The following is a 26,169-nucleotide window of genomic DNA, read 5'->3' as shown; positions in this document are numbered from 1 at the left end:
CCACACCCTCCCCTGGTGAGGTCAGAAGCGCGTGCGCAGTGTAACGCCATAGGTGCGCGGCTCGGCGAGATAGGCCGAGAAGATCTGCCGCCCGCCCGGGAACTGCGGATCGGTGAACGGCGCCCCCGCGGCACCTTCCTGGAAGGGCGAGTTGAACGCGACCTGGGTATAGTTCTGGTTGAGCAAATTCTGCGCCCAGAGTTCGATCGCCCAGCGCTCGTCGCGCCCGCGGATGCCGATGCGGCCGTTGACCAGCACATAGCCGTCCTGCTCCTTCTGCGGGAACAGGTCCGAGCCGGTGTTGTAATCACTGGTCATGCGGGTGTCGAAATAGACGAGGCCGCTGAGTCCCGATCCGCCGAGCTCGGGAGTCCAGGCGACCGACGCCGTGGTAACGAACTCGGGCGCGTTCGACAGGTTGTCGCCCGGCAGCTTGCGCAGCGCCTGGTCGAGCGGCGCGCCCGAAGCGTTGCCGACGAGCTGGTCGCGGTACTTGGTGTCCGAATAGGTCAGGCCCAGCCCGATGCGCAGGTCGCGCGCCGGACGCAGTGACGCCTCGAGCTCGATGCCCTGCGAGAGCACGCCATAGGTCACGTCGCTGCACGCGCCCGTGGTTGCCGCCGCGGGATTGTAGTTGGATGCCGTCGGGAACTTGCTCTGGTCGCGATCGCCGCCGTTCAGATCGGTGCTGCAGCCATTGACATTCTGCACCAGGAAGACGGTGCCGTTGAACGTGTTGAGCTGGAAGTTCTTGAACTCCTGACGGAAGGCGGCGACGTTCAGGCTGAACGGCCCGGTCGAATATTTAAGCCCGATCTCGAACGCGTTGACGATCTCGGGGTCGAACTGGAGGTTGCCGACCAGCGCCTGGGTGCCCGCCTGCCCACCGAAGGGAAGGATCGGCACCTTGAGCGCAGAGCGATCGAGGTTGAACCCGCCCGCCTTGTAGCCGCGCGAATAGCTGCCGTAGACCATCAGGTCGTCGGTGGGCTTGTACGAGATCACCGCGGTGCCGGTGAATTCGTCCTCCTTGCGCTCGTCGTGGATCGAGACGCCGTTGAGCTCGGCAGTCGAATTGCCCTGGCACGAGAGGCCGAGCAGCGCGTCCACGATTGCCGTGAGCGCCGCATTGGGGCGCAGTGGCAGCAGCGCGGCCTGGTTCTGGGTACAGGCGACATTGTCATTGCCGAAGGTCGCGCTGAAGCGCTTGCGCTCGTTGGTGTAGCGCAGGCCCAGGGTCACATCGAGGCCCTTGGTCACGTGCACGATGTTGTGCGTGAAGAGCGCCCAGTTGCGGCTGTTCTGGAAATAATCGTCGCGCGTGGTACCGCGGTCGTTGATGCCGTCGAGCCGGTCGAACGCCGCATAGATCAGCGGAGACGCCGCACCGAAGGCCGCAGGGCGCGCGGCGAGACAGCCTGCCGACGTCGGCGAATAAAGCGCCGACAGCGCGCTGCCGGAGATGATGCGGCACGTCGCGAAGCGGCCGTACTGGTTGCCGAAGCGCAGATTGTCGGTGACCGTCAGATCCTCATCGGCGTAATAGCCGCCGATCAGCCAATCGAGCGTCTCGTTGAACGCCGTGCCCTGCAGGCGCAGCTCCTGGCTGAAGGTCTTGAACTGGCGCGCCGAATTGCCGTCGGCCGCACGATAGAGGATGTCGACATAGCTATAGTCGGTGTCCGAGCCCTGATCGCTGCGATAGTCGCGATAGCCGGTGATCGACGTCAGCTTGGCGCCGCCGAGATCCCAGTCGACCTGGAGCGAGACGCCCCAGTCCTTGGTGATGCCCGAATAGCTGCGGCCCGGGCTCACATAGATGTCGCGGCTGTAGGGATCGCTGAACGCTGCCATCGGCTGGCCTAGGTCGCGCAGCACGCGGACGATGTTGTTCTGCGCCGGATCGTTGAGCCCGCCGATAAACTGGTTGATGTCCGAATTGACGTAGACCGCGCCGCAGCACTCCTCGTCCCGGCGGGTATAGTCGCCGATGAGCCGGACGGTCAGGTCGCTCGACGGCTCGAACAGCAGTTGGCCGCGCAGGAAATAGCGGTTGCGGTTGTTGACGTCCTGATCGTTGGTCACATCCTGGTAGAAGCCGTCCCGGCGGACATAGACACCGTCGATGCGCCCCGCGAGCGCCTTGCCCAGCGGCACGTTGAGATAGCCCGAGAGGCGCAGATGGTCGTAATTGCCATAGGTCGCCTCGGCCCCCGCGCCGAAATCGAACGACGGCGCCTTGCTGACGATGTTGATGATGCCGGCCGAGGCATTGCGGCCGAACAGCGTCCCCTGCGGCCCGCGCAGCACTTCGATGCGCTCGATCTCGCCGAGCTCGTTGAGACCGATGCCCGAGCGCGAGCGATAGACTCCGTCGATGAACACCGCGACCGAGCTTTCGAGGCCGGGGTTGTCGCCGACGGTGCCGATGCCGCGGATCCGGGCGGAGCCGTTGGCTTCGCTGCCGGTCGAGGAGACGAGCAGCGACGGCGCCACCTGGTTGAGCTGGCGGATGTCGGTCGCGCCCGATTGCTGGAGCGTCTCGGCGCTGATCGCCGAAACGGCGAGCGGAACGTCGGCAAGCACCTGCGCGCGGCCCTGAGCCGTCACCACGATCTCGCTGTCCTCATAGGGGTCGGTCTGGTCCTGCCGCGCCGGCGCCGAGGCATCCTGGGCATATGCGGGGGCGGCGAGCGCCACGAGCAAGGCAGGCGCCGCGCAGGCGGACAAAAGGCGGATCCGCTTCATCTTTTCCTCTCCCACCACGGGCTGGAGCACTCAGCGGCTCCATACCCTATCCTCGAATAGGACCTGTTTCCCTAAGGGCCGTCAAGCATAACAAGCGTTGCAAAAAAGGACGGGGCGGCGGTGTTGCCTGTTTGCAATAGTTCGCAGGAACGCAAACGCAGGCAGTTCAATAGCCACCCAGCCGCGCGAAGCGGTCGCGATGCCACGCGGCATTCCCCCACATCGCCTCGAGCACACGCGCGCGCTTGAGGTAGAAGCCCGCATCATGCTCGTCGGTCATGCCGATGCCGCCATGGAGCTGGATCATCTCGCGGCTGACCCGATGGAGCGTCTCGCCGGCGACTGCCTTGGCAAGGCTCACGTCCTGGCTGACGTCCTTCTTGCCGGAGTCGATTGCCTCCAGCGCACCCTCGACCACCGAGCGCATCAGCTCGAGCTCGGTGAACATCTTCGCCATGCGATGCTGAAGCGCCTGGAACGAGGCAAGCACCTGGCCGAACTGGACGCGGGTCTTCAGATAGTCGTTGGTCTGGGCAAAGGCAGACTCGGCCATGCCGAGCATCTCCGCGCAGAGCGCCACTGCCGCGCGGTCGGTGACCTGGGTGAGCAGGTCTGGGCCGCCGGCAGCCAGCCTCTCCGCCGGGGCGCCGTCGAAACGGATCTGCGCATGGCTGCGTGCGTCGGTCAGGTGACGCGGCGAGCGCGAGACGCCCTGTTCGCCCCGGACGAGATAGAGGCCATCCTCGGCCGCCACGACGAAAAGCTGCGCGCTGTCGCCCTCGGCTACGAACTCCTTGGTGCCGGTCAGGCGACCGCCTTCAACCCTGGTTGCGATCTTCTCGGGGGCGAAACGGGGGCCTTCGTTCACTGCCAGCGCGGCCACGATCTCGCCGGCTGCGATGCGGGGCAGCCATTCGGCCTGCTGCGCTTCCGAGCCGCCGAGCAGCAGCGCGCTGGTCGCCGCTGCACTCGCTGCAAGCGGAGTCGCCACGAGGTTGCGGCCGAGCTGCTCGAGCACCAGCCCCAGCGAGAGATAGCCCATCCCCGCCCCGCCCTGCGCCTCGGGAATCAAAATGCCCGCCCAGCCCATCTCGGCCTGCGCGCGCCATGCCACGGGATCGTAGAATTCGGCCGGCGCGCTGTCGCGCATGCGGCGGAACGCGCTCACCGGCGCCTCATTGTCCGCCCACTCGCGCGCCATGTCGCGGAGCATCGTCTGTTCTTCGGTAAGCACGGCCATAAAACTCCCTCTCCCCTCTGAGGAGAGGGCTGGGGAGAGGAGCACGAGCCGCCCACTCTCCACACTTCCCCTCTCCCAACCCTCTCCCCGGAGGGGAGAGGGCTTCTTGGGCTATTGATGATCCAGCATCCCGAGGATGCGCTTGGCGATCACGTTGTTCTGGATCTCGGTCGAGCCGCCGTAGATCGACACTGCCTTGCCGAAGAGCCAGGTGCGCACATCCTTGAGCGCATCCTCCTCGAACCCCTCGCCTTCCCAGCCGAGCCCGGCGAGGCCGCGGATCTCGATCAGCAGCTCGGAGCGCTCCTGCGTGATCCGCGCGCCGACGTTCTTCATGATCGACGATGCCGCCGACGGCCCCTGGTTCGACTTGGCCTCCAGGCTCGCCCGGCGCAGCGTCAGCATGAAGGCGCGCAGGTCCATCTCGTGCCGCACGATCCGCGTGCGCAGGTCGGCATCGGCGATCCGACCCTGCTCGTCGATGCCGACATATTTCTTGGCGAGCTGCGAGAGCGGCGTGCCGGCGAACATCCGCCCCGCAGTCGATCCACCCCCCGACAGGCTGGTACGCTCGTGCTGGAGCAGCCGCTTGCCGATCGTCCAGCCCTGCCCTTCCTCGCCCACGCGATTGGCCTTGGGCACCTTCACGTCGGTGAAGAAGGTCTCGCAAAATGGCGAAGAGCCCGAGATCAGCCGGATCGGGCGGACTTCGACGCCCGGCGCATCCATGTCGCAGAGCAGGAAGGTGATACCCTCATGCTTCTTCGTCTTGTCCGTGCGGACGAGCATGAAGCACTTGTCCGCCCATTGGCCGCCGCTGGTCCAGGTTTTCTGACCGTTGACCAGATAATGGTCGCCCTTGTCCTCGGCGAAAGTCTGCAGGCTCGCCAGGTCCGATCCCGCGCCCGGCTCCGAATAGCCCTGGCACCAGCGAATCTCGCCGCGCGCGATCGCCGGGATATGCTCGCGCTTCTGCGCTTCGCTGCCATATTCGAGCAGCGTTGGGCCGAACATCATCACGCCCATGCCGCCGATCGGATTCCAGGCGCCGATCCGCGCCATTTCCTCCTGCAGCACGCGCGCCTCGTTACGACTTAGCCCGCCGCCGCCATATTCCTTGGGCCAGGTCGACACGCCCCAGCCCTTCTCGCCCATCGCGAGGCGCCAGGCGCGCTGCTCGTCGTCCTCCTCGGTCGGACCTTCGACCGCCGACATGGCATTGTCCCTGCCCTTGAGGCCCGGCGGGAAATGCGCCGCGAGCCATTCGCGGGCCTCGGCGCGAAACGCCGCCAGCAGGTCCACAGGCGCATCGACTTCAGGTACGCTCGCCAATCCACCTCTCCTATGGTGCAAATTGCCGTTTCGAAGATGCGGTACGGATCGATTATCGTCAAGCAGGTTGCGGCGTAGGGGCGTTCTTTCGAAACTGGCGTATGGCGTTTCCAGAAATAGCCGCTAGCCTGCCGGAATGGACACCAGGGGGATGACCGCAGAGGCGATGCTCGCCGGAGACTTTGCGACACTGTCCGATCTGCTGCGCGCGCACGCCGCCGAACGGCCAGCGAAACCGGCCCTGATCTGCGACGGCGCAGTGCTCGACTATGCGGACCTGAACCGGCGCCTCGATCGCTTCGCGGCCGCGCTCCAGCGTGACGGCATGCAGGCGGGAGAGGCCGTGGCGATCGTCGGCGGCAATTCGATTCCGGTCGCGCTGGCGTTCCTCGGAGCGCTCCGCGCCGGCTGCGTCCCCGCTCCTCTCGCGCCTTCGGCGACCGATGAGCAGCTCACGGCGATGGTAGCCGACTGCGCCGCGCCGATCCTGTTCCACGACGCGGCGCATGCCGGGCTCGCCGTCGCCGCACGCAAGGTGCCGCTCGACACAATTGGGGGCTGGGTGGCTCCCGAAGGCGCAGAGCCCGATCGCGCTGAGGTATCGCCCAGCGATCCGTTCAACATCATCTATTCCTCGGGCACCACGGGCGTGCCCAAGGGTATCGTCCAGCCGCACGCGATGCGCTGGGCGCATATCGCCCGCGCCTCGGCGGGGTTCGGCGAGGCAGTGACGATGATCGCCACGCCGCTCTATTCGAACACCACGCTGGTGAGCTTCCTCCCCACGCTCGCCTGGGGCGGCACCGCGGTGCTGATGGGGAAGTTCGACGCGGCGACTTTCCTCCAGCTCTCCGAGCTCCACCGCGCCACCCACGCAATGCTGGTGCCGGTCCAGTATCAGCGCATCATGGCGCTGCCCGATTTCGACCGGTTCGACTTGTCGAGCTACAAGCTCAAGACCTCGACCAGCGCCCCCTTTTCCGCCGCGCTCAAGGCCGACGTTCTGCGCCGCTGGCCTGGGCTGCTGATCGAATATTACGGGATGACCGAAGGCGGGGGCACCACGCTGCTGGTCTGCAACGCGCATCCGGACAAGCTCCACACCGTCGGCCAGCCGATCGAAGGCCATGACATCAGGCTGATCGACGAGGCAGGCCATGAAGTACCTCGCGGCGAAATGGGAGAGGTCATCGGCCGCTCGCCCGCGATGATGACCGGCTATCACGGCCGCGAACAGGCGACCGACGCGGCGACCTGGTACGACGCGAAGGGCAATCGCTTCATCCGCCACGGCGATATCGGCCGCTTCGACGAGGACGGATTCCTGGTCCTGATGGACCGCAAGAAGGACCTGATCATTTCGGGCGGGTTCAACATCTACCCCTCCGACCTCGAAGCCGTGCTCGCGCGGCATCCGGGCGTGGCGGACTGCGCCGTAGTCGGCATACCCTCCGAGCAATGGGGCGAGACGCCGGTCGGCTTCTACACCGGCAGCGCCGATCCCGCCGAGGTGCAGGACTGGTTCAACGCCAATGTCGCCAAGACCCAGCGTCTGGCCGCGATCGAGAAGCTCGACGAGCTGCCCCGCAGCGCGATCGGCAAGATACTCAAGCGCGAGCTGCGCGACGCCTGGCTCGCCCGATGACGCCGATCGCCGACCTGCTCGCCGGCGCCGAGCGCACCGGAACCGGCTTCCGCACCCGCCTGTCCGCCGACTGGATGCAGGGCCGCACTGCTTATGGCGGACTCTCCGCCGCGCTTGCGCTCCAGGCAGCGCTGGAGCTCGAGCCCGACCTGCCGCCGCTACGCTCGGCGCAGGTGGCGTTCATCGGGCCGCTCGCCGGAGAGGTCTCGGTCACCGCCACCAGACTCCGGCGCGGGCGGAACGCCGCCTTCCTCCAGGCCGATGTCACATCCGACGCCGGCCTCGGATTGCGTGCGACCTTCGTCTTCATGGCCGAGCTCGCTTCGGCCATCGAGCATGACGAGGCGTCGAGAGCTCCCGCTCCGCCGCCGCGCACAGATGCCGAGCTTTACACGGGCCCGGACGACTTCTTCATCGGCAACTTCAACTTCTTCGATCCCAAGACATCGCTCGGCCCCGCCGAATGGCTGCGCTGGGCGCGGCTGCGGGCGCGCGACGGACTTCACCCGATGGTCGAGCTGATAGCGATCGGCGACGCGCTGCCGCCGGCCGCCTTCAAGCTCGCACCCGAGCGCGGCACCCCGCTCAGCTCGCTCAACTGGCAGATCAACTTCCTCACCGATGCGCCGGAGACCAGCGACGGCTGGTGGCTGCTCACGACACGCGCCGAAGCCGCCCGCCACGGCTACAGCAGCCAGCGCATGGCGATCTGGAACGCCGCAGGGGAACCCGTGGCCGAAGCGATGCAGGGTGTCGCGATCTTCGGCTGATCCCGCGACAATTTGCGACACTTCCCCCGCGCCATGACAAAGTGGTGCGACAGCCGGGCTCCAATTGGGTCACGACCGCGGGATGGCCGCGGATGCGTATGGAGTTTCGTGAGCCATGAAGAAGAAGATCGTCGCGGCCCTGCTCGGCGCCAGCCTGTTGGCGGGCGGCGGAGCCTATGCCGCGCAGCAAGTACAGGGTGGCGCCCCGCGCGGCCCGATGATGCACGCCGATGCGAACAATGACGGCGTCATCACGCGCGAAGAAGTGCTCGCCGGCGTCGACGCACGCTTTGCGAAGGCGGACACCAACAAGGACGGCCAGCTAAGCGCCGAGGAGCGCCGCGCGGCGCATCCGGGTCGCGACGGCCGGCACCGTCGTTTCGGTGGCCAGGACGGCGGCGAGCGCCACGCCAAGATGCTCGAGCGTTTCGACGCCGACAAGGACGGCAAGCTCAGCGATGTGGAGCGCCAGGCGGCCCGCGAGGCGTTCCGCGCCCAGTTCGGCGAGCGCAAGGGCGGCCACGGCGACATGCGCGCCAAGCTGCTCGAGCGCTTCGATACGGACAAGGACGGCAAGCTGAGCGATGCCGAGCGTCAGGCCGCGCGCCAAGCCCGGCAGGCGATGCGCGGCGGCGAAGGCGGCGGGGGCTTTGGCGGCGGCCATCGGGGTCATGGGGCCCGGATCCACGCCAATGGCGACAAGCTGATCAGCCTCGCCGAGAGCCGCACCGCGGCGCTGGCGATGTTCGACCGCGTCGACGCCAACAAGGACGGCCGCATCGACGCGTCGGAGCGCGAGGCGGCGCACGCCAGGATGAAGGCGATGCGCGGCCATCATCGCGGCGGCATGCAGGCTCCCTCGCCCGAAGCTCCCGAATCTCCCGACGGGAACTGAACCAGGTCGCACTCGCCCGGGCCGGCTCCTCCTCGCCGGCCCGGGCACTTCCCTGTCGCGAATGCGTTGCCTAGGGTTCCTACATGGCAGAAATCCCGCACCTCCTGCTCGTCGACGACGAGCGCTCGATCCGAGAGCCGCTGGCACAGTATCTCACCAAGCAGGGCTTCCGCGTCACCCAGGCCGGCGACGCCGAGGCCGCGCGCGCTCGGATCGCGGCCTATGCGATCGACCTGGTGATCCTCGACATCATGATGCCGGGCGAGGACGGGCTGAGCCTGTGCCGCCACATCCGCGAGACGAGCGACACGCCCGTGATCCTGCTCACTGCGCGCAGCGAAGAGACCGACCGCATCGTGGGACTTGAGATGGGCGCCGACGATTATGTCGTGAAGCCCTTTTCCCCGCGCGAGCTGGCGGCACGGATCAAGGTGGTGCTCCGCCGCATGGCCGCGGGCGGCGCCAAACAGCACGCGCCCGAGACCGGCAGCTTCGCCTTCGCCGGCTGGGTGCTCAAGACCGGTGAGCGCGCCTTGGTCGACCGCGAGGGCGTGTCCGTCCCGCTATCGACCGGCGAATACAACCTTCTGCACGCGCTGGTGACGCGCCCGCGCCAGGTGCTGACGCGCGACCAGCTGCTCGACCTGACCCAGGGCCGCGAAGCCGCGGCGTTCGATCGCGCGATCGACAACCAGGTCAGCCGGCTTCGCAAGAAGATCGAGGCCGATCCGAAGAACCCGAGCCTGATCAAGACGGTCTGGGGCGGTGGCTATACGCTGGCAGCGGAGGTCACGCGCCTGTGAGCCGCCTGATGCCCAAGAGCTTGGCCGGGCAGATGGCGCTGCTCGTGGCCATCGCGCTGTTCCTCGCCCAGGCGATCAACTTCGCGATGCTGCTGCGCGAACGCCAGGCATACCGCTACGGGCAGGTGATCGGCCCCGCCGTCACGCGGCTGGTGGACGCCGGCGACCGGCTGGCGAACCCGACGCCGACGCCACGCCCGCGCGCCCCGCGCGGTCCGGGTCGTGGGGCTCCGTGGAACGTCCAGCTGATGCCGGCCAATCCGATCGCCGCCGGCCAGCCGCGACGCGAGGATATCGAGGGCGACATCCGCAAGGCGTTTCAGGATGCCGGCATCCCGGTCGGACAGGTGATCGCGACGGTGCAGCGGATCGATGAGCAGCATCCGCTGCCCGGCGTCAGTCCCGACCGCGCCAAGCGCCTGCGGCAGATCGGAGGCGAGCTTCGCGTCGCAGTCGAGCTTCCCGGAAAGGGATGGCTGACGCTCCGCTCCGGCTGGTCGCGCGCCGAACGCGGCCTGATCTGGCAGCTCGCCGCGCAGACGCTGATCCTCTACATCGTCGTGCTGATCCCGCTGCTGCTCGCCGGCCGCCGCATCGCGCGTCCGCTGCGCACGCTTGCCCAGGCCGCGCGCGGCTTCCGCCCCGGCGAAGGCGCCGAGCCGCTCGAGGAACGCGGCCCCAGCGATGTGCGCGCCGTGATCGGCGCGTACAATGCGCTCAGCCTTCGCGTGAACGCGATGCTCGATGAGAAGGACCGGATGCTGGGCGCGATCGGGCATGACCTGCGCACGCCGCTGGCCGCATTGCGCGTGCGGATCGAATCGGTCGAGGACGACGACGATCGCGCACGGATGGCCGACATCATCGACGAGATGAACCGCACGCTCGAGGACATCCTCTCGCTCGCCCGCCTCGGACGGCCGAGCGAGCCGCCGACCGACGTCGATCTCTCCGCGCTGATCGACGCCGTCGTGGAAGATTTCCGCGACCTCGATCAGGACGTGACGTTCGAAGAAGCCCCGCGGCTGCGGATGCGAATGCGCCCGGGGCTGATGCGCCGCGCCGTGCGCAACCTGATCGAGAATGCTGTCAAATATGGCGGAGGTTCCGCCGAGGTCCAGCTGCTGCCCGGGGAGAAATCGGTCGCGATCGAAGTGGCCGACCGAGGCCCCGGCATCCCCGAGGACAAGCTTGCCGCGGTCTTCGATCCCTTCACTCGGCTCGAGACCTCGCGCAATCGCGAGACCGGCGGAATCGGGCTAGGGCTGGCACTGGCGCGGGCGATCGTGCGCGACGCAGGCGGCGACATCGCGCTCGCCAATCGCCAAGGCGGCGGCTTGACGGCGACTATCACGCTGCCGAAGACATAGGCCGCAGAGGCTTCTGAACGGGCGATCGGCGATGAACGAGACACCAGCGGAAATGGCCGAGGCACGCGCGATCCGGCGGCGCTGGCTGACGATCGGCGAACTCGTCGCGGTGGCCGGCGTGATCATCGCCGCGCTGACGCTGTGGAACAACTGGTCCGATCAGCGCAGCGAACGTCTGGAAAAGACCGAAGCCGATGCCAGGGCGGTGGCGACCCAAGGACGGCTCGAGCTGCGCGCGAGCGTGATCGAGGAGGGGCATCAGGTCGCGCTCGAAGACCCGGCGCACGAGATATTGGAAACCACCGTGGCCTTCCCCGCGCCGCTACGGATCGGGACGCAAAACCCGGTGCTGCCTCGCATCGAGGGCGGCTGGTTCGCCTCGCAAGTACTCGGCGCCACCGATGGCGGGCCGGATGTGCGGGAAGGTCGATTGCCCGCGCTGGTGACGGTCACCTATCGCGCAGGCGATTCCACCAAGCGCGATCGCGCGATCGTGGAGCTGGTATGGCGCACCAGCGGGCGCCTGCTCGCAGGCCGGACGCTTCGAATCGAAGCCGCCCGGATCCGCGAGCGCGGAGGCGACCAGGCGCGCATCGACGCGCTCTGGTCGCAGGAATTCGCCCGATTGAAGGCGCGTTAGCCGACGATCTCTTCGGGCTTGAAGAAGAACGCGATCTCGATCGCCGCATTCTCTTCCGAGTCCGAACCGTGGACCGAATTGGCTTCGATCGACTCGGCCAGTTCCTTGCGGATCGTGCCCGCGTCGGCGTTCGCCGGGTTGGTCGCGCCCATGATGTCGCGATTGCGCTGCACGGCGTTCTCGCCCTCGAGCACCTGCACGACGACCGGGCCCGAGATCATGAACTCGACGAGGTCGTTGAAGAAGGGGCGCTCTTTGTGCACCGCGTAGAAGCCTTCGGCCTGCTCGCGGGTCATCTGGATGCGCTTGGAAGCGACGACGCGCAGGCCGGCCTCCTCTAGCATCTTGGTGACCGCACCGGTCAGGTTGCGACGGGTGGCATCGGGCTTGATGATCGAAAAGGTCCGGGTCGCGGCCATGGCCGTGCGGCTCCTGTTTTATTGGTGGTGGAGAGGTGGCGGCTCCCTAGTCGGGCCGTCCCTTCAATGCAAGGACATGCAGCCTGTTTCGGGTCAGGCGGCCTGTTCCCAGCGTCCGGACTCATTCTGCTTCCAATAGCGGCGCTCGATGCCCTCGCGGCCCGCGAGCCCCTTCCACGCGGCGCGCGCCTCGGTGATCCGCTCCGCGTCGAAAAAATGGAAGACGCGTTCGAAGCCCAGCGCCTCGTCACGCCAGGCCCCGTCGGCCAGCGCCACGTTGCGCGCGTCATTGGGCGCGGCAAGCTCGGCGGAGATCAGCACCGGCTGCTCGGCATCGAAGCCGCCGCCGGCCTGGGCATGCGGCAGGAAGCTCTCGGGCGCATAGCTCCACAGCATCTGGTCGAGCGCAGCGCGGCGCCCCTCGTCGGCGGCGACCACGAGCAGCCGTTCGCCCTGCTCCAGCACCCGCTCGGCAATGCGCGGCAGCACGCGTTCGAGCGGCTGGCGCGTGAGATGATAGAAATCGACCTGCATGGCTCCTGATAGCGTCGCCAAGCGTTCGGGCCAACGCACGTGACGTTGCGGTGCCGCAACCGCTGCGATAGTGCGGGAACGCCGCGTGCCTGGGAGTGAAAGAAAAAAGGTGGGAATCGGAGTGACGCGCAAGGCTCTGCTCGTGTCGGCCGCGGTGGGACTGTGCCTTGCCGCGCAGGCGCGGGCGCAGGAGACGGCGGACCCGCGCGAGGCGCCGACGCGCCAGCCGGACTTGCCGCAGACACCCCCCGCTCCCCCCGCGCAGGTACCGTCCACCGCACCCGCTCAGGGCCCGGACCTCCAGGACCGCGGCGTCGCCCTTCCCCCTCCCTCGCCCGTGTCGGTTCCCGAGAACCCCGACGAGATCCAGTTCACCTCCGACCAGCTGATCTACGATTATGAGCAGGACGTAGTCACTGCTAGCGGCGACGTGCGCCTCTACCGGCGCAGCGACCGGCTGCGCGCGGACCGCGTGGTGTGGAACCGTAAGACCGGCCAAGTGGTGGCCGAGGGCAATATCGTCGTCACCAACCCCGAAGGAGACGCGGCGTACGGCGACCGCATCGAGCTGACTGACACGCTGCGCGACGGCGTGGTTGAGAACATGCTCGTCGTACTCGACGCGGGCGGCCGCCTGGCCGCGCAGCGCGGGCGGCGCGACAACGGCATCATCACCGTCGAGAACGCGGCCTACACCCCATGCGCGGTTACCGATTCGGAAGGGTGCCCCAAGGAGCCTTCGTGGAAGATCACCGCCGACCGAGTGGTCTATGATCCTAACAAGAAGCGCATCCGCTATACCGGCGCGCGTGTCTCGGTGTTCGGCTTCGCGACGATCCCGCTTCCCGTCTTCTCGCATCCAGTGGGCGGCAGAAGCGATGACGGCTTCCTGACGCCCGATCTCCGCTACAGCCGCACCAACGGCTTCCAGATTGCGCTGCCCTATTTCTTCAGCCTGGCGCCCAACCGCGACCTGACCGTCACGCCGCGCGTGTTCACCGACACGCTGCCGATGCTCCAGGCCGAGTATCGCGCACTAACCAGCAAGGGCGCCTATCGTGTAACCGGCTATGGCACCTACAGCCGCCGCGCCGACGACCTGACCGTTCCGATCACGCCAGCTACCTCGCGCAACGACTTTCGTGGCTATCTGGACGCGGTCGGCAATTTCCAGCTCGACCCAAACTGGAGCGCCAGCGCCTCGCTGCGGCTGACCACCGACCGCACCTTCCTGCGCCGCTACGACATTTCGCGCGACGACCGGCTGCGCAACAATTTGCGCGTCGAGCGGATCGACCAGGACAGCTATTTCTCGATCAATGCCTGGGCGGTGCAGACGCTGCGCGTCGGCGAGCGCCAGGGGATGCAGCCGATCGCACTTCCCGAGCTCGACTATCGCCGGCGCCTCGACGACGGGCTGATTGGCGGGCGAGTCGAGCTGCAGGTGAACACGCTCGCAATCGGGCGCGCCGACGGGCAGGATTCGCAGCGCGCCTTCGCCAGCGCACGCTGGGATCTGCGCCGGCTGACTGCCTGGGGGCAGGAAGTCACGCTGACCGCCTATGCCCGCGCCGACGCCTACAACACGCACGACACGCTGGAGACCGACGTGGCCAGCTATCGCGGGCTCGAAGGGTTCCAATTCCGCGGCGTGGGCGCCTTGGCGCTCGACGTCAAATGGCCCTTCGTCGGCGAACTGTTCGGCGGCACCCAGCGGATCACGCCGCGCGTGCAGGTGGTCGCGGCGCCCAAGATCGAGAATCTCGACGTCCCGAACGAGGACGCGCGCGCGGTCGACCTTGAGGATTCGAATCTCTTCGCGCTCAACCGCTTCCCCGGATACGACCGGTTCGAGGATTCGACCCGCTTCACCTGGGGCGTCGACTATGCGCTCTATCTGCCGGGGCTGAGCATCGACGCGAATGTCGGCCAGAGCTACCGCCTCTCCTCACGCCCCACGATCTTCCCCGACGGCACCGGGCTCACCGATCGCGTGTCGGACATCGTCGGGCGCACCGTGGTCCGTTTCCGCGACTTCATCAGCTTCACGCACCGCTATCGCCTCGACAAGGACAACCTCGCGATCCGCCGCAACGAGATCGATGCCACGGTCGGCTCGCGCAGCACCTATGTCCAGCTCGGCTATCTGCGGCTCAACCGCAACATCGGCCCGGCACTCGAGGATCTGCAGGATCGCGAGGAAGCGCGGCTCGGCGCACGCGTGCAAGTGGCGCGCTTCTGGTCGGTTTCGGGCTCAATCCTGGTCGATCTCACCGATCAGGAAGAGGACGTGACCTCGCAGGCCGATGGGTTCCAGCCCGTGCGCCACCGCCTCGGCGTCGCCTACGAGGATGACTGCCTGCGGCTCGGCCTCACCTGGAAGCGCGATTATGAGACGACCGGCGACGCGGTGCGCGGCAACAGCTTCCTTTTGTCGCTGGCGTTCAAGAACCTTGGACGCTAACCCTTGCGTCAGGAGGGGCGCTGGGGATCGCTAAGCCTTGGTTCAGGCACAATTGGCGATTAGGCGCCTCTATCTTCCGGCAGGATGAGGGTACGGGTTCACGTGAACATCGGTGTTGCAAAGGCGGTCCGCATCGGCCGCAAGGCGATTTTGGCGGCGGCGCTCGGCGGAATCGCCACGGTCGCTGTGTCGCAGACGGTGCAGGACCAGCAGGTGCCCGAGGCGGGACTCGACCTGCCGGCCAATCTCCAGATCTTCGGCAAGGCCGATCCCAACATCCGCAAGCCGACCGCGATCGTCAACGACACGGTCATCACCGGCACCGACGTCGATCAGCGCGTGGGCATGATCGTCGCGATCAACAAGCTCAAGCTCAAGCCTGAGGAGCATGACCAGCTGCGCCTCACCGTGCTGCGCCAGCTGATCGACGAGACGCTGCAGATCCAGGAGGCCAAGGCCAACGAGATCACCGTCGAGCCGCGCGAGATCGAGACGAGCTTTGCCCGCGTCGCGCGCAACTTCCAGCAGACGCCCGACCAGTTCCGCACCTGGCTCAAGCAGTCGGGCTCGTCGGAGCGCACCGTGCGCCGCCAGATCGAGGCCGAGATCGCCTGGAGCCGCCTGCTCCGCCGCCGCGTCAACATCAACGTGGGTGAGGCCGAGGCGAACGCCGTCATCGAGCGCCTCAAGCAGCAGAAGGGCGGCGAGGAGTTCCACGTCTACGAAATCTATCTGAACGCCACGCCGGATCGCGCCGCCGAGGTTCGCGCTGCGATGACCAAGATGATCCAGCAGATGCGCGAGGGCGCGCCCTTCGACTATATCGCGCGCACCTATTCGGAGAGCTCGACCAAGTCGCAGGGCGGCGATCTCGGCTGGGTCCGCCCGGGCATCCTCCCCGAGGCACTCGCCCAGGCGGCGCAGGAAATGCAGCCTGGCCAGATCGCCGGCCCGATCGAGCTGCCGACCGGCTTCTCGATCCTCTACGTCGCCGAGAAGCGCAAGGTGCTCGAGCCCGACCAGCACGACGCCAAACTCAACCTGCGCCAGCTCTCGATCAACTTCGCCGCCGGCACCACCAAGGAGCAGGCGACCGCTCGCGCCAGCCAGTTCGCCGAAGCGACGCGGGCGATTCGCGGCTGCGGCGACGTGGCCAAGGTCGCGACGGCGCAGAACGCCGAAGTGGTCGACCGCGATTCCATCAAGGTGCGCGACCTGCCGCCGGCGCTCCAGAACATGCTCCTCGATCTGCAGGTCGGCCAGGCGACCCAGCCCTTCGGCTCGGTCGAGGACGGCGTCCGCGTGCTCGTGCTGTGCGGCCGCGACGATCCGCCCCCGCCCAACCTGCCCACCGTCGAGCAGGTCCAGGGGCAGATCGAGGACGAGCGTGTCAACCTGCGCGCCCAGCGCATGCTGCGCGACCTGCGCCGCGACGCGCTGGTCGAATATCGCTGACGTGTCGGCCGGGCCGATGATCCGGCCGCTGGCCATCGCAATGGGTGACTCGGCCGGGATCGGCCCCGAGATCACCGCCAAGGCCTGGAAGGCGCGCGAGCTCCATTCGCTCCCGACCTTCTTCGCCGTGGGCGATCCGCGTGCGGTCGAAAAGGCCTGGAGCGGCCCGGTGGCGCGGATCGACGATCCGTCCGAGGCCGCGCGCGTCTTCCCCGACGCGCTCCCGATCCTTTCGCTCGGCGACATGGGCGAGGTCATGCCCGGCACGCCCGACCTCGACAGCGCACGCGCCGCGCTCCAGTCGCTTGAGGTCGCCGTCGGCCTGGTCCGTTCGGGCGCCGCAGACGCGCTCGTCACCGGCCCGGTGTCCAAGGCGCAACTCTATCACATTGGCTTCCCCCACCCCGGGCAGACCGAGTTCGTCGCCGAGCGCTGCGGCGTAGCCGACGAGAACACCGTGATGATGCTCGCCGGCCCGACGCTGCGCGTGGTGCCGATCACGGTCCATGTCGCGCTCGCCGAGGTGCCGCATCTCATCTCGCAGGAGCTGATCGTCGCCAAGGCGCGCGTCACTGCGCGCGGGCTGTTGCGCAACTTCGGGATCGAGAAGCCGCGGCTCGCCTTTGCCGGGCTCAACCCCCACGCCGGCGAAGGCGGAGCGATCGGCCGCGAGGAGATCGACATCCTCACCCCCGCGATCGCCCAGCTGCGCGAAGAGGGCATCGACGCGACCGGCCCCTTCTCCGCCGACACCATGTTCCACGCCCGCGCCCGCGCCGGCTATGATGCGGCGCTCTGCCTCTATCATGATCAGGCGCTGATCCCGATCAAAACGCTCCATTTCGACGACGGCGTGAATACCACGCTCGGCCTGCCGATCGTCCGCACCTCGCCCGACCACGGCACCGCTTTCGGCATCGCCGGGCGCGACGAGGCCAATCCCGGGGCGATGATCGCCGCGATCCGGATGGCGGCCATGCAGGCCGAGCGGCGCGCAGCGCTCGCCGCCGCGGGAGCACCGTGAGTCAGCTTCCGCCACTCCGCGACGTCATCAAGAAATATGGTCTCAGCGCGAGCAAGGCGCTCGGGCAGAATTTCCTGTTCGACCAGCAGCTCCTCGCGCGCATCGCCCGCGTCCCCGGCGAGCTCGTCGGCGCCGAGGTGTTCGAAGTCGGCCCCGGTCCGGGGGGGTTGACCCGAGCGCTCCTCGAAGCCGGAGCCCGCGTTACCGCCGTCGAGCGCGACCGGCGCTGCATCCCCGCGCTGGAGGAGCTTGGCGAGCATTTCGCCGGCAAGCTGCGCGTCATCGAAGGCGACGCGCTCGAAGTCGATGCGCCTGCGCTGTTCGCCGGCAAGCCGCACGTCGTCGCCAACCTGCCGTACAACGTCGGCACCGCGCTACTCATCGGCTGGCTCTCGGCCGAATGGGCGCCGTGGTGGCAGAGCCTGACCCTGATGTTCCAGAAGGAAGTCGCGGAGCGGATCGTCGCGACGGCCGGCAGCGACGCCTATGGCCGGCTGGCGGTGCTGGCGCAGTGGCGCTCGACTCCGCGCATCGCCATGCCGGTGCACCGCTCGGCCTTCACGCCACCGCCCAAGGTGATGTCGGCCGTGGTGCACATCGTGCCCGCCGAGGCTCCCGAGGGCGTCAAGCTCGCCACGCTGGAGAAGCTCACAGCGGCCGCGTTCGGCCAGCGCCGGAAGATGCTCCGCCAGAGCCTCAAGCCCATCCCTGGCGCGATCGAGGCGATGGAGACGCTGGGCATCGATTCGAGCCGGCGTGCCGAGACGGTCACCGTCGCCGAATTCGTCGCCTTGGCGAGGGCGCTGGGCTAAGCGCCAAATCGTACCCCGGCGAAGGCCGGAGCCCGGCTTTCGACTCGTTTCAGAAGCCAAGCAAACCAGGCTCCGGCCTTTAAGCCCGTCAGGGCTTGGCAGGCGCCGGAGTAGCGGGCTCGGCCTGCGCGGTAGCGGTGGCCGGCGGCCCCTTGGCGATCGACGCAGCGAGCGCATTGGCTTCGCCACATTGCGCGCCGCAGATGGTGCGGACCTTGGCGAGCACTTCCTTGGCCTTCTCGACCGCGCCCTTGGCGACCAGCGCCTCGCCCTCGCCGTGCAGCGCGGTGAGGTCGTTGGGCTCGAGCGCCAGTGCCTCGCGGTAGAGGCGCACGGCCTTGCCCGGCAGCCCGCGGTTGCGCGCGACGTCGCCGAGCACGACGAACGCCTGGCGATTGCGCGGATCGACGGCGAGCGCGCTCTCGATCGCGTCCTCGGCAGCGTCGAGGTTTCCGGCGGCAAGCGCGGCCCGGCCCTCCTGGAGCAGCGCGAGCGACTTGGGATCGATCTGATTGTCGGGGCGCTGGGCCGTCAGCGACGTGGAAACCGTCAGCAGCATCAGCGCCGCAGCAGCCGAGATCGCAGTGATCCGCATCAAAATCTCCGACATTGAGGTTCGCGCAGCTAGCATGGCCGCACCATCTTCGCGACAAAAAAGCCGTCGGTCGAATCGTTTAGCGGGGTGAGCCGCACTCCCGGACCGCGCGGCGTGCCGAGCCCGAGCGACAGCGGCTCGGCCTGCCAGCCCGGATGGCGATCGAGAAAGGCCTGCGCCTGCCCCGCGCCTTCGGCATCGAGCACCGAGCAGACGATATGGATCAGCGTCCCGCCCGGGCGCACCAGCGCCGCGGCAATGTCGAGCAACCCGACCTGGGTCGCGACATAGCGCCCGAGCCGTTCGGGCGTCAGCCGCCAGCGCGCCTCGGGATTGCGGCGCCAGGTGCCGGTGCCCGAGCAAGGCGCGTCGACCAGCACCACGTCCGCCCTGTCCTGCTGGTCCGCGAGCATTGTGGCTTCGCGGCCGGGATCGAGCAGCCGTGTCTCCACGATCGTCACTCCTGCCCGCTCGGCGCGCGGGGCGAGGCGCGAGAGCCGCGGGCGATCGACGTCGCAGGCCAGGAGCTCGCCGGCATTGTCCATCGCCGCTGCGAGCGCGAGCGTCTTGCCCCCCGCGCCCGCGCAGAGATCGATGACCCGCATCCCCCGCCTCGCGCCTGCGGCAAGCGTGACGGCCTGGCTGCCGGCGTCCTGCACCTCGAGCTTGCCTTCGCGAAAGGCAGGGAGCTGCTCGACCGGCGTGTCGGAGGGAAGCCGCAGGCCGTCGGGAATGCAGGGCAGCGGGACGGCGCCCGGAATGCCCGCGGCGATCGGCGCTGGATCAGCCTTTAGGCGATTGATGCGAACGTCGAGCGGCGCGCGCTCGAGCAGCGCGGATTGCTCGTCGGACCCGAGCCCGGAGGCCTCGAGCGCGGCACGGAGCCAGGCCGGCGCCGTTCCCGCCTCGGCGATCGGCTCGCCGGACGCGATCGGCGCGGGGCCGTAAGGCGAGCCGTCGAAGGCGTCCCCCAGCTCGGGCCGACGCTCGACCAGCGCGAGCAGCGCGGCACGCCCGCTCTCTGGGCGCTCCCCACATAACCGGATCGCCTCGTAGATCAGCTCGCGGATCGCGCGGCGATCCTTCGATCCCGCATAGCGACGTTCGGCGAACCAGCGCGCGATCAGCGTGTCCGCCGCCGCGCCTTGCTCGCGCGCCGCAGCGATGATGCGGTCGAGCAGGTCGATCGCAGCCTGGGTACGCGCGGCCGGGGTCATGCGTGCCGCCCCTTCAACCGATCGGGCTCAGCGCGTCGGATAGTTGGGCGCCTCGCGCGTGATCGTCACGTCATGGACATGGCTCTCGCGCAGGCCCGCGCCGGTGATCCGCACGAAACGGGCCTTCTTCTGGAATTCGGGGATCGTCGGCGCTCCGACATAGCCCATCGCCGCCTTGATGCCGCCGACGAGCTGGTGGATCACGTCCCGGGCAGGGCCCTTGAACGGCACCTGGCCCTCGATCCCTTCGGGGACGAGCTTGAGCTGGTCCTTGATGTCCTGCTGGAAATAGCGGTCGGCCGAGCCACGCGCCATCGCCCCGACCGAGCCCATGCCGCGGTACGATTTGTAGGCGCGGCCCTGGTAGAGGAAAGTCTCGCCCGGAGCTTCCTCGGTGCCCGCGAGCAGCGATCCGACCATGCAGGTCGCTGCGCCGGCCGCCAGCGCCTTGGCGAGGTCACCCGACGTGCGCAGGCCGCCGTCGGCGATGACCGGAACGCCCGACTTGGCAGCCTCGTTCGCCGCCTCCATGATCGCGGTCAGCTGCGGCACGCCGACACCCGCGACGACACGCGTCGTGCAGATCGAGCCCGGGCCGATGCCGACCTTGAGCCCGTCCGCGCCCGCATCGATCAGCGCACGCGCCGCTTCGGCGGTGGCGATGTTGCCGGCGATCACCTGGACATGGTTGGAAAGCTTCTTCACGCGCTCGACCGCGCGGCCGACGTCCTTGTTGTGGCCATGCGCGGTATCGATCACCACTACGTCGACTTCGGCATCGACCAGCGCCTCGGTGCGCGCGAAACCCTTGTCGCCCACGGTGGTCGCGGCGGCGACGCACAGGCGGCCCGCGGCGTCCTTGGTGGCGTTCGGGTAGGTGACAGCCTTTTCGATGTCCTTGACCGTGATCAGGCCGACGCAGCGATAATCGTCGTCGACGACCAGCAGCTTCTCGATGCGGCGCTGATGGAGCAGGCGGCGCGCTTCCTCCGAGCTCACGCCGACCTTGACGGTGGCGAGATTCTGGTGGGTCATTAGCTCGGAAACCGGCTGGTTCGGGTTGCCCGCGAAGCGGACGTCGCGGTGCGTCAGGATGCCGACGAGCCTGCCGTTCTCCTCCACGATCGGGATGCCGCTGATCCGATGCACCGCCATCAGCTCCTGCGCGGTGGCGAGCGTGCCGTCGGGAGTCATGGTGATCGGATTGACCACCATGCCGCTCTCGAAGCGCTTGACCTGGCGCACCGCCTCGACCTGCTGCTCGATGTCGAGATTGCGGTGGAGCACGCCGATGCCGCCCAGTTGCGCCATCACGATCGCCATGTCGGCTTCGGTCACCGTGTCCATCGCCGAGGAGAGGATCGGGATGTTGAGCGCAAGGCTCTTGGTCACGAAGGTGCGGGTGTCCGCCATGCTGGGCAGCACCTCGGACTCGCCCGGATAGAGGAGGACGTCGTCGAAGGTGAGACCGAGGGGGATTTCCATGGGATGCGCCAAGTCCTGAGTCGGAGGTTGGCGGCCCATGTAACCGCGAGGGTGGGAATGCGCTAGGGGGTGGCGTCCACTGCGTCGATCAGCGGGTACAGCACCATTCGTTCGCGATTGATCTGCTCGCGCATCGCACGGCGCATGTTGAACGAGGCGTGGCAATAGCCCGACCAGTCCCGCACGATGTCGTGCATGCCCCAGCTGCCGACATGCTCGGCCGAATGAGTCATCACCCGGCCGACGCTTGCGCGCAACGCGCGGACGGGTTGGACAGAGGCGGCGGGCAGTTCGGACTCGAAGCACGCGCAGAGCGTCTCGATCAGCTTGCGGCGCGCGCCGCTCGCGCGGCTGAGCTTGTAGCGGAGAGCGGCGAGCGCGGATTCATCGGGTGTCGACTGCGCGGTCAGCGCTTCGAGTTCGTCGAGCAGCTCCAGGATCCGCCGGTGATGTTCGCGCAGGTCTGCCATGGTCCCCCTCCGCGCATCCATACGCGGCTGCAATGAGAAGTAACTTCGGCAAGCACCTGACACACTGCAGGAATTTTCCCTAGCCGAGTGCCACGCGCTCCAGCAGCGCGCGTGCCTGCGCGACGTGCATCGCCTCGATCATCCGCCCGCGGAAGCGCTCGGCGCCGCCCGTAGCGGCGTCGATCAGCGCTCGGGCATCCGCGACTTCGGCTTCGCTCGGACCGAACGCGCGCGCGGCGATCTCGACCTGGCCCGGATGGATCAGCGACTTGCCGTCGAAGCCGAGGGCGCGGCCGTGGCGACATTCGGCGGCGAGACCGTCGGCATCGTCGAGCGCGTTGAACACGCCGTCGATCGCCCAGACCTGGCTCGCACGCGCGGCGAGCACGATGGTCTGGAGCGAGAGCGAAAGCCCTTCGCGCGACGCACCGGCGGGAATGCCCAGGCAGGCGCGCAAGTCGTTCACCCCCGCGATCAGCCCCGAGACACCCGGCACCGCGGCGATGTCTGCGGCGGCGAGCACTCCTAGCGGAGTCTCGATCATCGCGAGCAGAGGTTTGCCCGCTGCCTCCGCGACCGCCGCGGCATCAGCAGCGGTTTCCGCCTTGGGCAGCACCACGAAGTCGCAGGTCGAGCTGGAAACCGCATCGAGGTCGGCCGCATGTTCGGGGCTCTCGATCCCGTTGACGCGGATCGCGCAGAGCCGGTGGCCGAAGCCCTCTCCGGCCGCCGCGACTGCCGCTTCCCGCGCCCCGGCTTTGGCGTCGTCGCGCACGGCGTCCTCCAGGTCGAGGATCACCATGTCGGCGTCGAGCGTGCGCGCCTTGGCGATCGCGCGCGGATTGGAAGCGGGCAGGAACAATGCGGTCCGGGGCGCCAAGCGGGCTGTGGTCATGACCCCACTCTATGCTAGCAAGATACAGAATTTACGAGGGGGAGTCGGGGAATGGACGTGGTTTCCGCATTTCTGGTCGTGCTGGCAGTGCTGGTGTTTCTCTACATCGTGTCGAGCGTGAAGATCGTCACCCAGGGCTATCAGTACACGATCGAGCATTTCGGCCGCTTCACCACCGTCGCCGCGCCGGGCTTCAACTTCTACCCCGCCTTCTTCTACCGGGTGGGACGCAAGGTGAACATGATGGAGCAGGTGATCGATATCCCGGGGCAGGAGATCATCACCAAGGACAACGCCATGATCTCGACCGATGGCGTGGTCTTCTTCCAGGTGCTCGACGCGGCCAAGGCGGCTTATGAGGTCAGCGACCTCTATGTCGCGCTGCTCCAGCTCACCACGACCAACCTGCGCACGGTGATGGGCTCGATGGACCTCGACGAGACGCTGTCGAAGCGCGACGAGATCAACGCGCGGCTGCTCTCGGTGGTCGATCACGCGACCACGCCCTGGGGCGTCAAGATCACGCGCGTCGAGATCAAGGACATCCGCCCGCCCGCCGACATCGTCAATGCGATGGGCCGCCAGATGAAGGCCGAGCGCGAGAAGCGCGCTAACATCCTCGAGGCCGAGGGCACCCGCGCCTCCGAGATCCTGCGCGCCGAGGGCCAGAAGCAGGCGCGCATCCTCGAGGCCGAGGGCCGCAAGGAATCCGCCTTCCGCGACGCCGAGGCCCGCGAACGCCAGGCCGAGGCCGAGGCCAAGGCGACGCAGGTGGTGTCGGAGGCGATCGAGCAGGGCGGCACCCAGTCGCTCAACTATTTCATCGCCCAGAAGTACGTCGAGGCCGTCGGCAAGTTCGCGACTTCGCCCAATGCCAAGACGATCCTCTTCCCGGTCGAGGCGACCCAGCTGATCGGCACGCTGGGCGGGATCGGCGAGCTCGCCAAGGAAGCGCTGGGCAAGGGGACGGCCGAGCCGACTGCCACCCCGCCGCAGCGCCGCGTCGGGCCGTTCGAGCAGCAGGGCTGAGGCGATGGACTGGCTCGACAATTCGGGCGTGCTCTGGCTGATCGCGGGCGTGCTGCTCGCGATCACCGAGTTGCTCGTGCCGGGTGTCTATCTGGTGTTCTTCGCGGTCGCCGCGGCGATCACCGGCGCCATCGCCCTGCTCTTCCCCGAGCTTTCGGTCGGTGGCCAGCTGATCGGCTTCGCGGCCTGGTCGCTCGCCGCGGTGCTGATCGGCAAGCGCTGGTACCGCGACTTCCCCGTCGCGACGAGCGATCCGCTGCTCAACGACCGCGTCGCGCGGCTGGTGGGCGAGACGGTGACCGTGGTCGAGGCGATCGAGGGCGGCCGCGGCCGGGTGCGCGTCGGTGACGGCGAATGGCCCGCGCGCGGCCCCGACCAGCCCGTCGGCGCGCGCGTCCGCATCACCGGCGGCAGCGCCGGCGCGCTCGACGTCGAGCCCCTGCCCGCGCTCCCCACCCAGAATTGATCCCTTCGGAGTTCCCCATGCGTACCGACCGCCGCCAGTTCCTGCTCGGCAGCACCGCCCTTGCCGCCTCCGTGCTCGGGCCGACCCGCGCGTTCGCCCAGAGCGGTGATTCGCACGCTGCGGTGCTGCTCGACCGGATCGCCGAGACCTATCTCGCGGACTATCCCGAAAGCGCCACGGCCCTCGGCATCGACAAGGACCAGCGCGCGCCGCTCAAACACCGCCTCAAGGACGCCACGCCCGCCGGCCAGGCGAAGATCGCGGCCCACCTCCGCCAAGCCCTCGCCGACGTCGCCAAGCTCGACCTCAATGCGCTGAGCCCCGTGATGCGCACCAATGTCGAGGTCGTGCAGGCGAGCTACGGCAACGCCCTCCAGGGCTTCGCCTTCCCCTATGGCGACGTCGCCACCGGCAACTGGCGCAACTCCCCCTATGTCGTGGTGCAGAACGTCGGCGCCTTCCTCGACGTGCCGCGGATGCTCGACACCGATCACCAGGTGAAGACCCAGGACGACGCCGAGGCCTATCTCGACCGGCTCGAATCCTATGCCGAGGCGCTCGACGGTGAGACCGAGCGGCTCAAGATCGCCGCGGGCCAGGGCGTGATCGCGCCCGACTTCCTGCTCGACAAGGCGCTCAAGCAGATCCGTCTCGCGCGCAGCGGCAACACCGCCGGCTGGGGCCTCGTCACGTCGCTCGCCAACCGTACCGCGGGGATGGACGGCGATTATGGCGAGCGCGCCTGGCTGCTCGCCAACGATAAGATCGCCCCCGCGCTCGACCGCCAGATCGCCGAACTCGAGCGCCACCGCGCCCGCGCGACGAGCGACGCCGGCGTGTGGAAGTTCAGGGACGGCGATGCCTATTACGCCTGGGCGCTCAGCGCCGGCACCACCACCCGGATGACTCCCGACGAAGTCCACAAGATGGGCCTCGACCAGCTCGCCGCGATTCAAGCCGAGATGGACTCGATCCTGAAGAAGGAGGGGTACAGCCAGGGCAGCGTCGGCGCGCGCATGGCCGCACTCGCCAAGGACCCGCGTTTCGCCTTCGCCGAGGGCGATCCGGGCCGCGCCGAGATCCTCAAGTTCCTCAATGAACGCATCACCGACATCCGCAACCGCATGCCCCAGGCGTTCCACACGCTGGTCAAGGGCAATGTCGAGGTCCGCCGCCTGCCGCCCGAGGAAGAGCCCGGCGCGCCCGGCGCCTATGGTGGCGCCGGCTCGATCGACGGCACGATCCCGGGCAAGTTCTGGATCAACCTGCGCACCACCGAGCTGCACACGCGCTTCAGCCTGCCCGATCTCGCCTATCACGAGGCGATCCCCGGCCATGTCTGGCAGGGCGAATATGCCAACAAGCTGCCGCTGATCCGCTCGGTGCTGTCGTTCAATGCCTATTCGGAAGGCTGGGCGCTCTATGCCGAGCAGCTCGCCGATGAGCTGGGCGTCTATGCCGACAATCCGGCCGAGAAGCTGGGCTATCTCCAGTCGCTGGGCTTCCGCGCGTGCCGGCTGGTCGTCGACACCGGCCTCCACGCCAAGCGCTGGACGCGCCAGCAGGCGATCGACTGGTTCGTGAACGCCAACGGCTCCTCGGTCGAGGAAGTCTCGGGCGAAGTCGATCGCTATTGCTCCTGGCCGGGCCAGGCGTGCGGCTACAAGGTCGGCCACAGCGAGATCAACCGCCTGCGCGACCGCGCCAGGGCGGCGCTGGGCCCGCGCTACGATTTCCGCGCGTTCAACGACGCGGTGGTACTCGGCGGCAATGTCCCGATGACCGTGCTCGGAAGCGTGATCGACCGCCACATCGCCGAACGGAAGGGCTGACTCCCTTCGCTTCCTCCCTGTGATCTCCC

Annotated in this window: 23 protein-coding genes; 13 read left to right on the top strand and 10 right to left on the bottom strand. The window is 68.0% G+C overall.

Annotation, left to right across the window (positions count from 1 at the left end):
- Positions 1-21: 21 nt before the first annotated feature.
- The 3 genes from J7500_RS09835 to J7500_RS09825 form a co-directional block, all read right to left on the bottom strand.
- Positions 22-2,748: a TonB-dependent receptor gene (locus J7500_RS09835; RefSeq protein ID WP_294061529.1), complete on the bottom strand. Its 2,727-nt coding sequence runs from the start codon at positions 2,746-2,748 to the stop codon at positions 22-24.
- 166 nt (positions 2,749-2,914) lie between these two features.
- On the bottom strand, positions 2,915-3,988 hold the full coding sequence (locus J7500_RS09830) for an acyl-CoA dehydrogenase family protein (protein ID WP_294061528.1): 1,074 nt from the start codon (positions 3,986-3,988) through the stop codon (positions 2,915-2,917).
- Between the two features lie 111 nt (positions 3,989-4,099).
- Positions 4,100-5,320, bottom strand: a complete 1,221-nt coding sequence (locus tag J7500_RS09825) for an acyl-CoA dehydrogenase family protein (RefSeq protein WP_294061527.1) — start codon at positions 5,318-5,320, stop codon at positions 4,100-4,102.
- Positions 5,321-5,471: 151 nt separating this feature from the next.
- Here J7500_RS09825 and J7500_RS09820 point away from each other — a divergent pair, with 151 nt between their 5' ends.
- The 6 genes from J7500_RS09820 to J7500_RS09795 all read left to right on the top strand — a co-directional run bounded on the left by J7500_RS09820 (position 5,472) and on the right by J7500_RS09795 (position 11,443).
- Positions 5,472-6,965, top strand: coding sequence for a class I adenylate-forming enzyme family protein (locus J7500_RS09820; protein ID WP_294062152.1), 1,494 nt, complete (start codon positions 5,472-5,474; stop codon positions 6,963-6,965).
- Entirely contained in the window at positions 6,962-7,735 is a 774-nt protein-coding gene (locus tag J7500_RS09815) for a thioesterase family protein (RefSeq protein WP_294061526.1), read from the top strand. The genes J7500_RS09820 and J7500_RS09815 overlap by 4 nt, the downstream gene beginning before the upstream one ends.
- A gap of 115 nt (positions 7,736-7,850) precedes the next feature.
- Positions 7,851-8,630, top strand: a complete 780-nt coding sequence (locus J7500_RS09810) for a hypothetical protein (RefSeq protein WP_294061525.1) — start codon at positions 7,851-7,853, stop codon at positions 8,628-8,630.
- Positions 8,631-8,713: 83 nt separating this feature from the next.
- On the top strand, positions 8,714-9,433 hold the full coding sequence (locus tag J7500_RS09805) for a response regulator (RefSeq protein ID WP_294061524.1): 720 nt from the start codon (positions 8,714-8,716) through the stop codon (positions 9,431-9,433).
- A gap of 8 nt (positions 9,434-9,441) precedes the next feature.
- Positions 9,442-10,803: an ATP-binding protein gene (locus tag J7500_RS09800; RefSeq protein ID WP_294061523.1), complete on the top strand. Its 1,362-nt coding sequence runs from the start codon at positions 9,442-9,444 to the stop codon at positions 10,801-10,803.
- A 31-nt stretch (positions 10,804-10,834) separates the two neighbouring features.
- Positions 10,835-11,443, top strand: coding sequence for a hypothetical protein (locus tag J7500_RS09795; protein WP_294061522.1), 609 nt, complete (start codon positions 10,835-10,837; stop codon positions 11,441-11,443).
- On the opposite strand, the gene ndk is transcribed toward J7500_RS09795, so the two are convergent.
- Entirely contained in the window at positions 11,440-11,862 is a 423-nt protein-coding gene (gene ndk, locus J7500_RS09790) for a nucleoside-diphosphate kinase (protein WP_294061521.1), read from the bottom strand. The genes J7500_RS09795 and ndk overlap by 4 nt on opposite strands.
- 93 nt (positions 11,863-11,955) lie before the next feature.
- Positions 11,956-12,396, bottom strand: coding sequence for a DNA polymerase III subunit chi (locus J7500_RS09785; protein ID WP_294061520.1), 441 nt, complete (start codon positions 12,394-12,396; stop codon positions 11,956-11,958).
- 232 nt (positions 12,397-12,628) lie between these two features.
- Here J7500_RS09785 and J7500_RS09780 point away from each other — a divergent pair, with 232 nt between their 5' ends.
- The 4 genes from J7500_RS09780 (at position 12,629) to rsmA (ending at position 18,151) form a co-directional block, all read left to right on the top strand.
- Entirely contained in the window at positions 12,629-14,860 is a 2,232-nt protein-coding gene (locus J7500_RS09780) for an LPS assembly protein LptD (protein WP_294062151.1), read from the top strand.
- 102 nt (positions 14,861-14,962) lie between these two features.
- Positions 14,963-16,315, top strand: a complete 1,353-nt coding sequence (locus J7500_RS09775) for a peptidylprolyl isomerase (protein ID WP_294061519.1) — start codon at positions 14,963-14,965, stop codon at positions 16,313-16,315.
- A gap of 16 nt (positions 16,316-16,331) precedes the next feature.
- Entirely contained in the window at positions 16,332-17,339 is a 1,008-nt protein-coding gene (gene pdxA / locus J7500_RS09770; protein WP_294061518.1) for a 4-hydroxythreonine-4-phosphate dehydrogenase PdxA, read from the top strand.
- Entirely contained in the window at positions 17,336-18,151 is an 816-nt protein-coding gene (gene rsmA / locus J7500_RS09765) for a 16S rRNA (adenine(1518)-N(6)/adenine(1519)-N(6))-dimethyltransferase RsmA (protein ID WP_294061517.1), read from the top strand. Before pdxA ends, rsmA begins: the two co-directional genes overlap by 4 nt.
- A gap of 88 nt (positions 18,152-18,239) precedes the next feature.
- Here rsmA and J7500_RS09760 read toward each other — a convergent pair whose 3' ends face one another.
- The 5 genes from J7500_RS09760 to J7500_RS09740 form a co-directional block, all read right to left on the bottom strand.
- Entirely contained in the window at positions 18,240-18,746 is a 507-nt protein-coding gene (locus J7500_RS09760; protein WP_294061516.1) for a tetratricopeptide repeat protein, read from the bottom strand.
- A gap of 29 nt (positions 18,747-18,775) precedes the next feature.
- Complete coding sequence (locus J7500_RS09755; protein WP_294061515.1) at positions 18,776-19,963, bottom strand: RsmB/NOP family class I SAM-dependent RNA methyltransferase; 1,188 nt, start codon at positions 19,961-19,963, stop codon at positions 18,776-18,778.
- A gap of 27 nt (positions 19,964-19,990) precedes the next feature.
- On the bottom strand, positions 19,991-21,448 hold the full coding sequence (guaB, locus tag J7500_RS09750; protein ID WP_294061514.1) for an IMP dehydrogenase: 1,458 nt from the start codon (positions 21,446-21,448) through the stop codon (positions 19,991-19,993).
- 62 nt (positions 21,449-21,510) lie between these two features.
- Entirely contained in the window at positions 21,511-21,918 is a 408-nt protein-coding gene (locus J7500_RS09745; protein WP_294061513.1) for a hypothetical protein, read from the bottom strand.
- A 79-nt stretch (positions 21,919-21,997) separates the two neighbouring features.
- On the bottom strand, positions 21,998-22,813 hold the full coding sequence (locus J7500_RS09740) for a CoA ester lyase (protein WP_294061512.1): 816 nt from the start codon (positions 22,811-22,813) through the stop codon (positions 21,998-22,000).
- Positions 22,814-22,864: 51 nt separating this feature from the next.
- On the opposite strand from J7500_RS09740, the gene J7500_RS09735 reads away from it, so the two are divergent.
- From J7500_RS09735 to J7500_RS09725, 3 genes are read left to right on the top strand one after another with little or no spacing between them, the layout of a single operon-like run.
- Complete coding sequence (locus J7500_RS09735) at positions 22,865-23,842, top strand: SPFH domain-containing protein (RefSeq protein ID WP_294061511.1); 978 nt, start codon at positions 22,865-22,867, stop codon at positions 23,840-23,842.
- A gap of 4 nt (positions 23,843-23,846) precedes the next feature.
- Positions 23,847-24,308 carry an NfeD family protein gene (locus J7500_RS09730; RefSeq protein WP_294061510.1) on the top strand — a complete coding sequence of 154 codons (462 nt, stop codon included), beginning with the start codon at positions 23,847-23,849 and terminating at the stop codon, positions 24,306-24,308.
- A gap of 17 nt (positions 24,309-24,325) precedes the next feature.
- A complete protein-coding gene (locus J7500_RS09725; protein WP_294061509.1) occupies positions 24,326-26,140 on the top strand; it encodes a DUF885 family protein in 1,815 nt (604 codons plus the stop codon).
- Positions 26,141-26,169: the final 29 nt, after the last annotated feature.

The organism is Sphingomonas sp. (assembly GCF_017744835.1).
Taxonomy (GTDB): Bacteria; Pseudomonadota; Alphaproteobacteria; order Sphingomonadales; family Sphingomonadaceae; genus Sphingomonas.
Note: the sequence above shows the minus strand (reverse complement) of the source record. Positions and strands in the feature narration are given on the sequence as shown.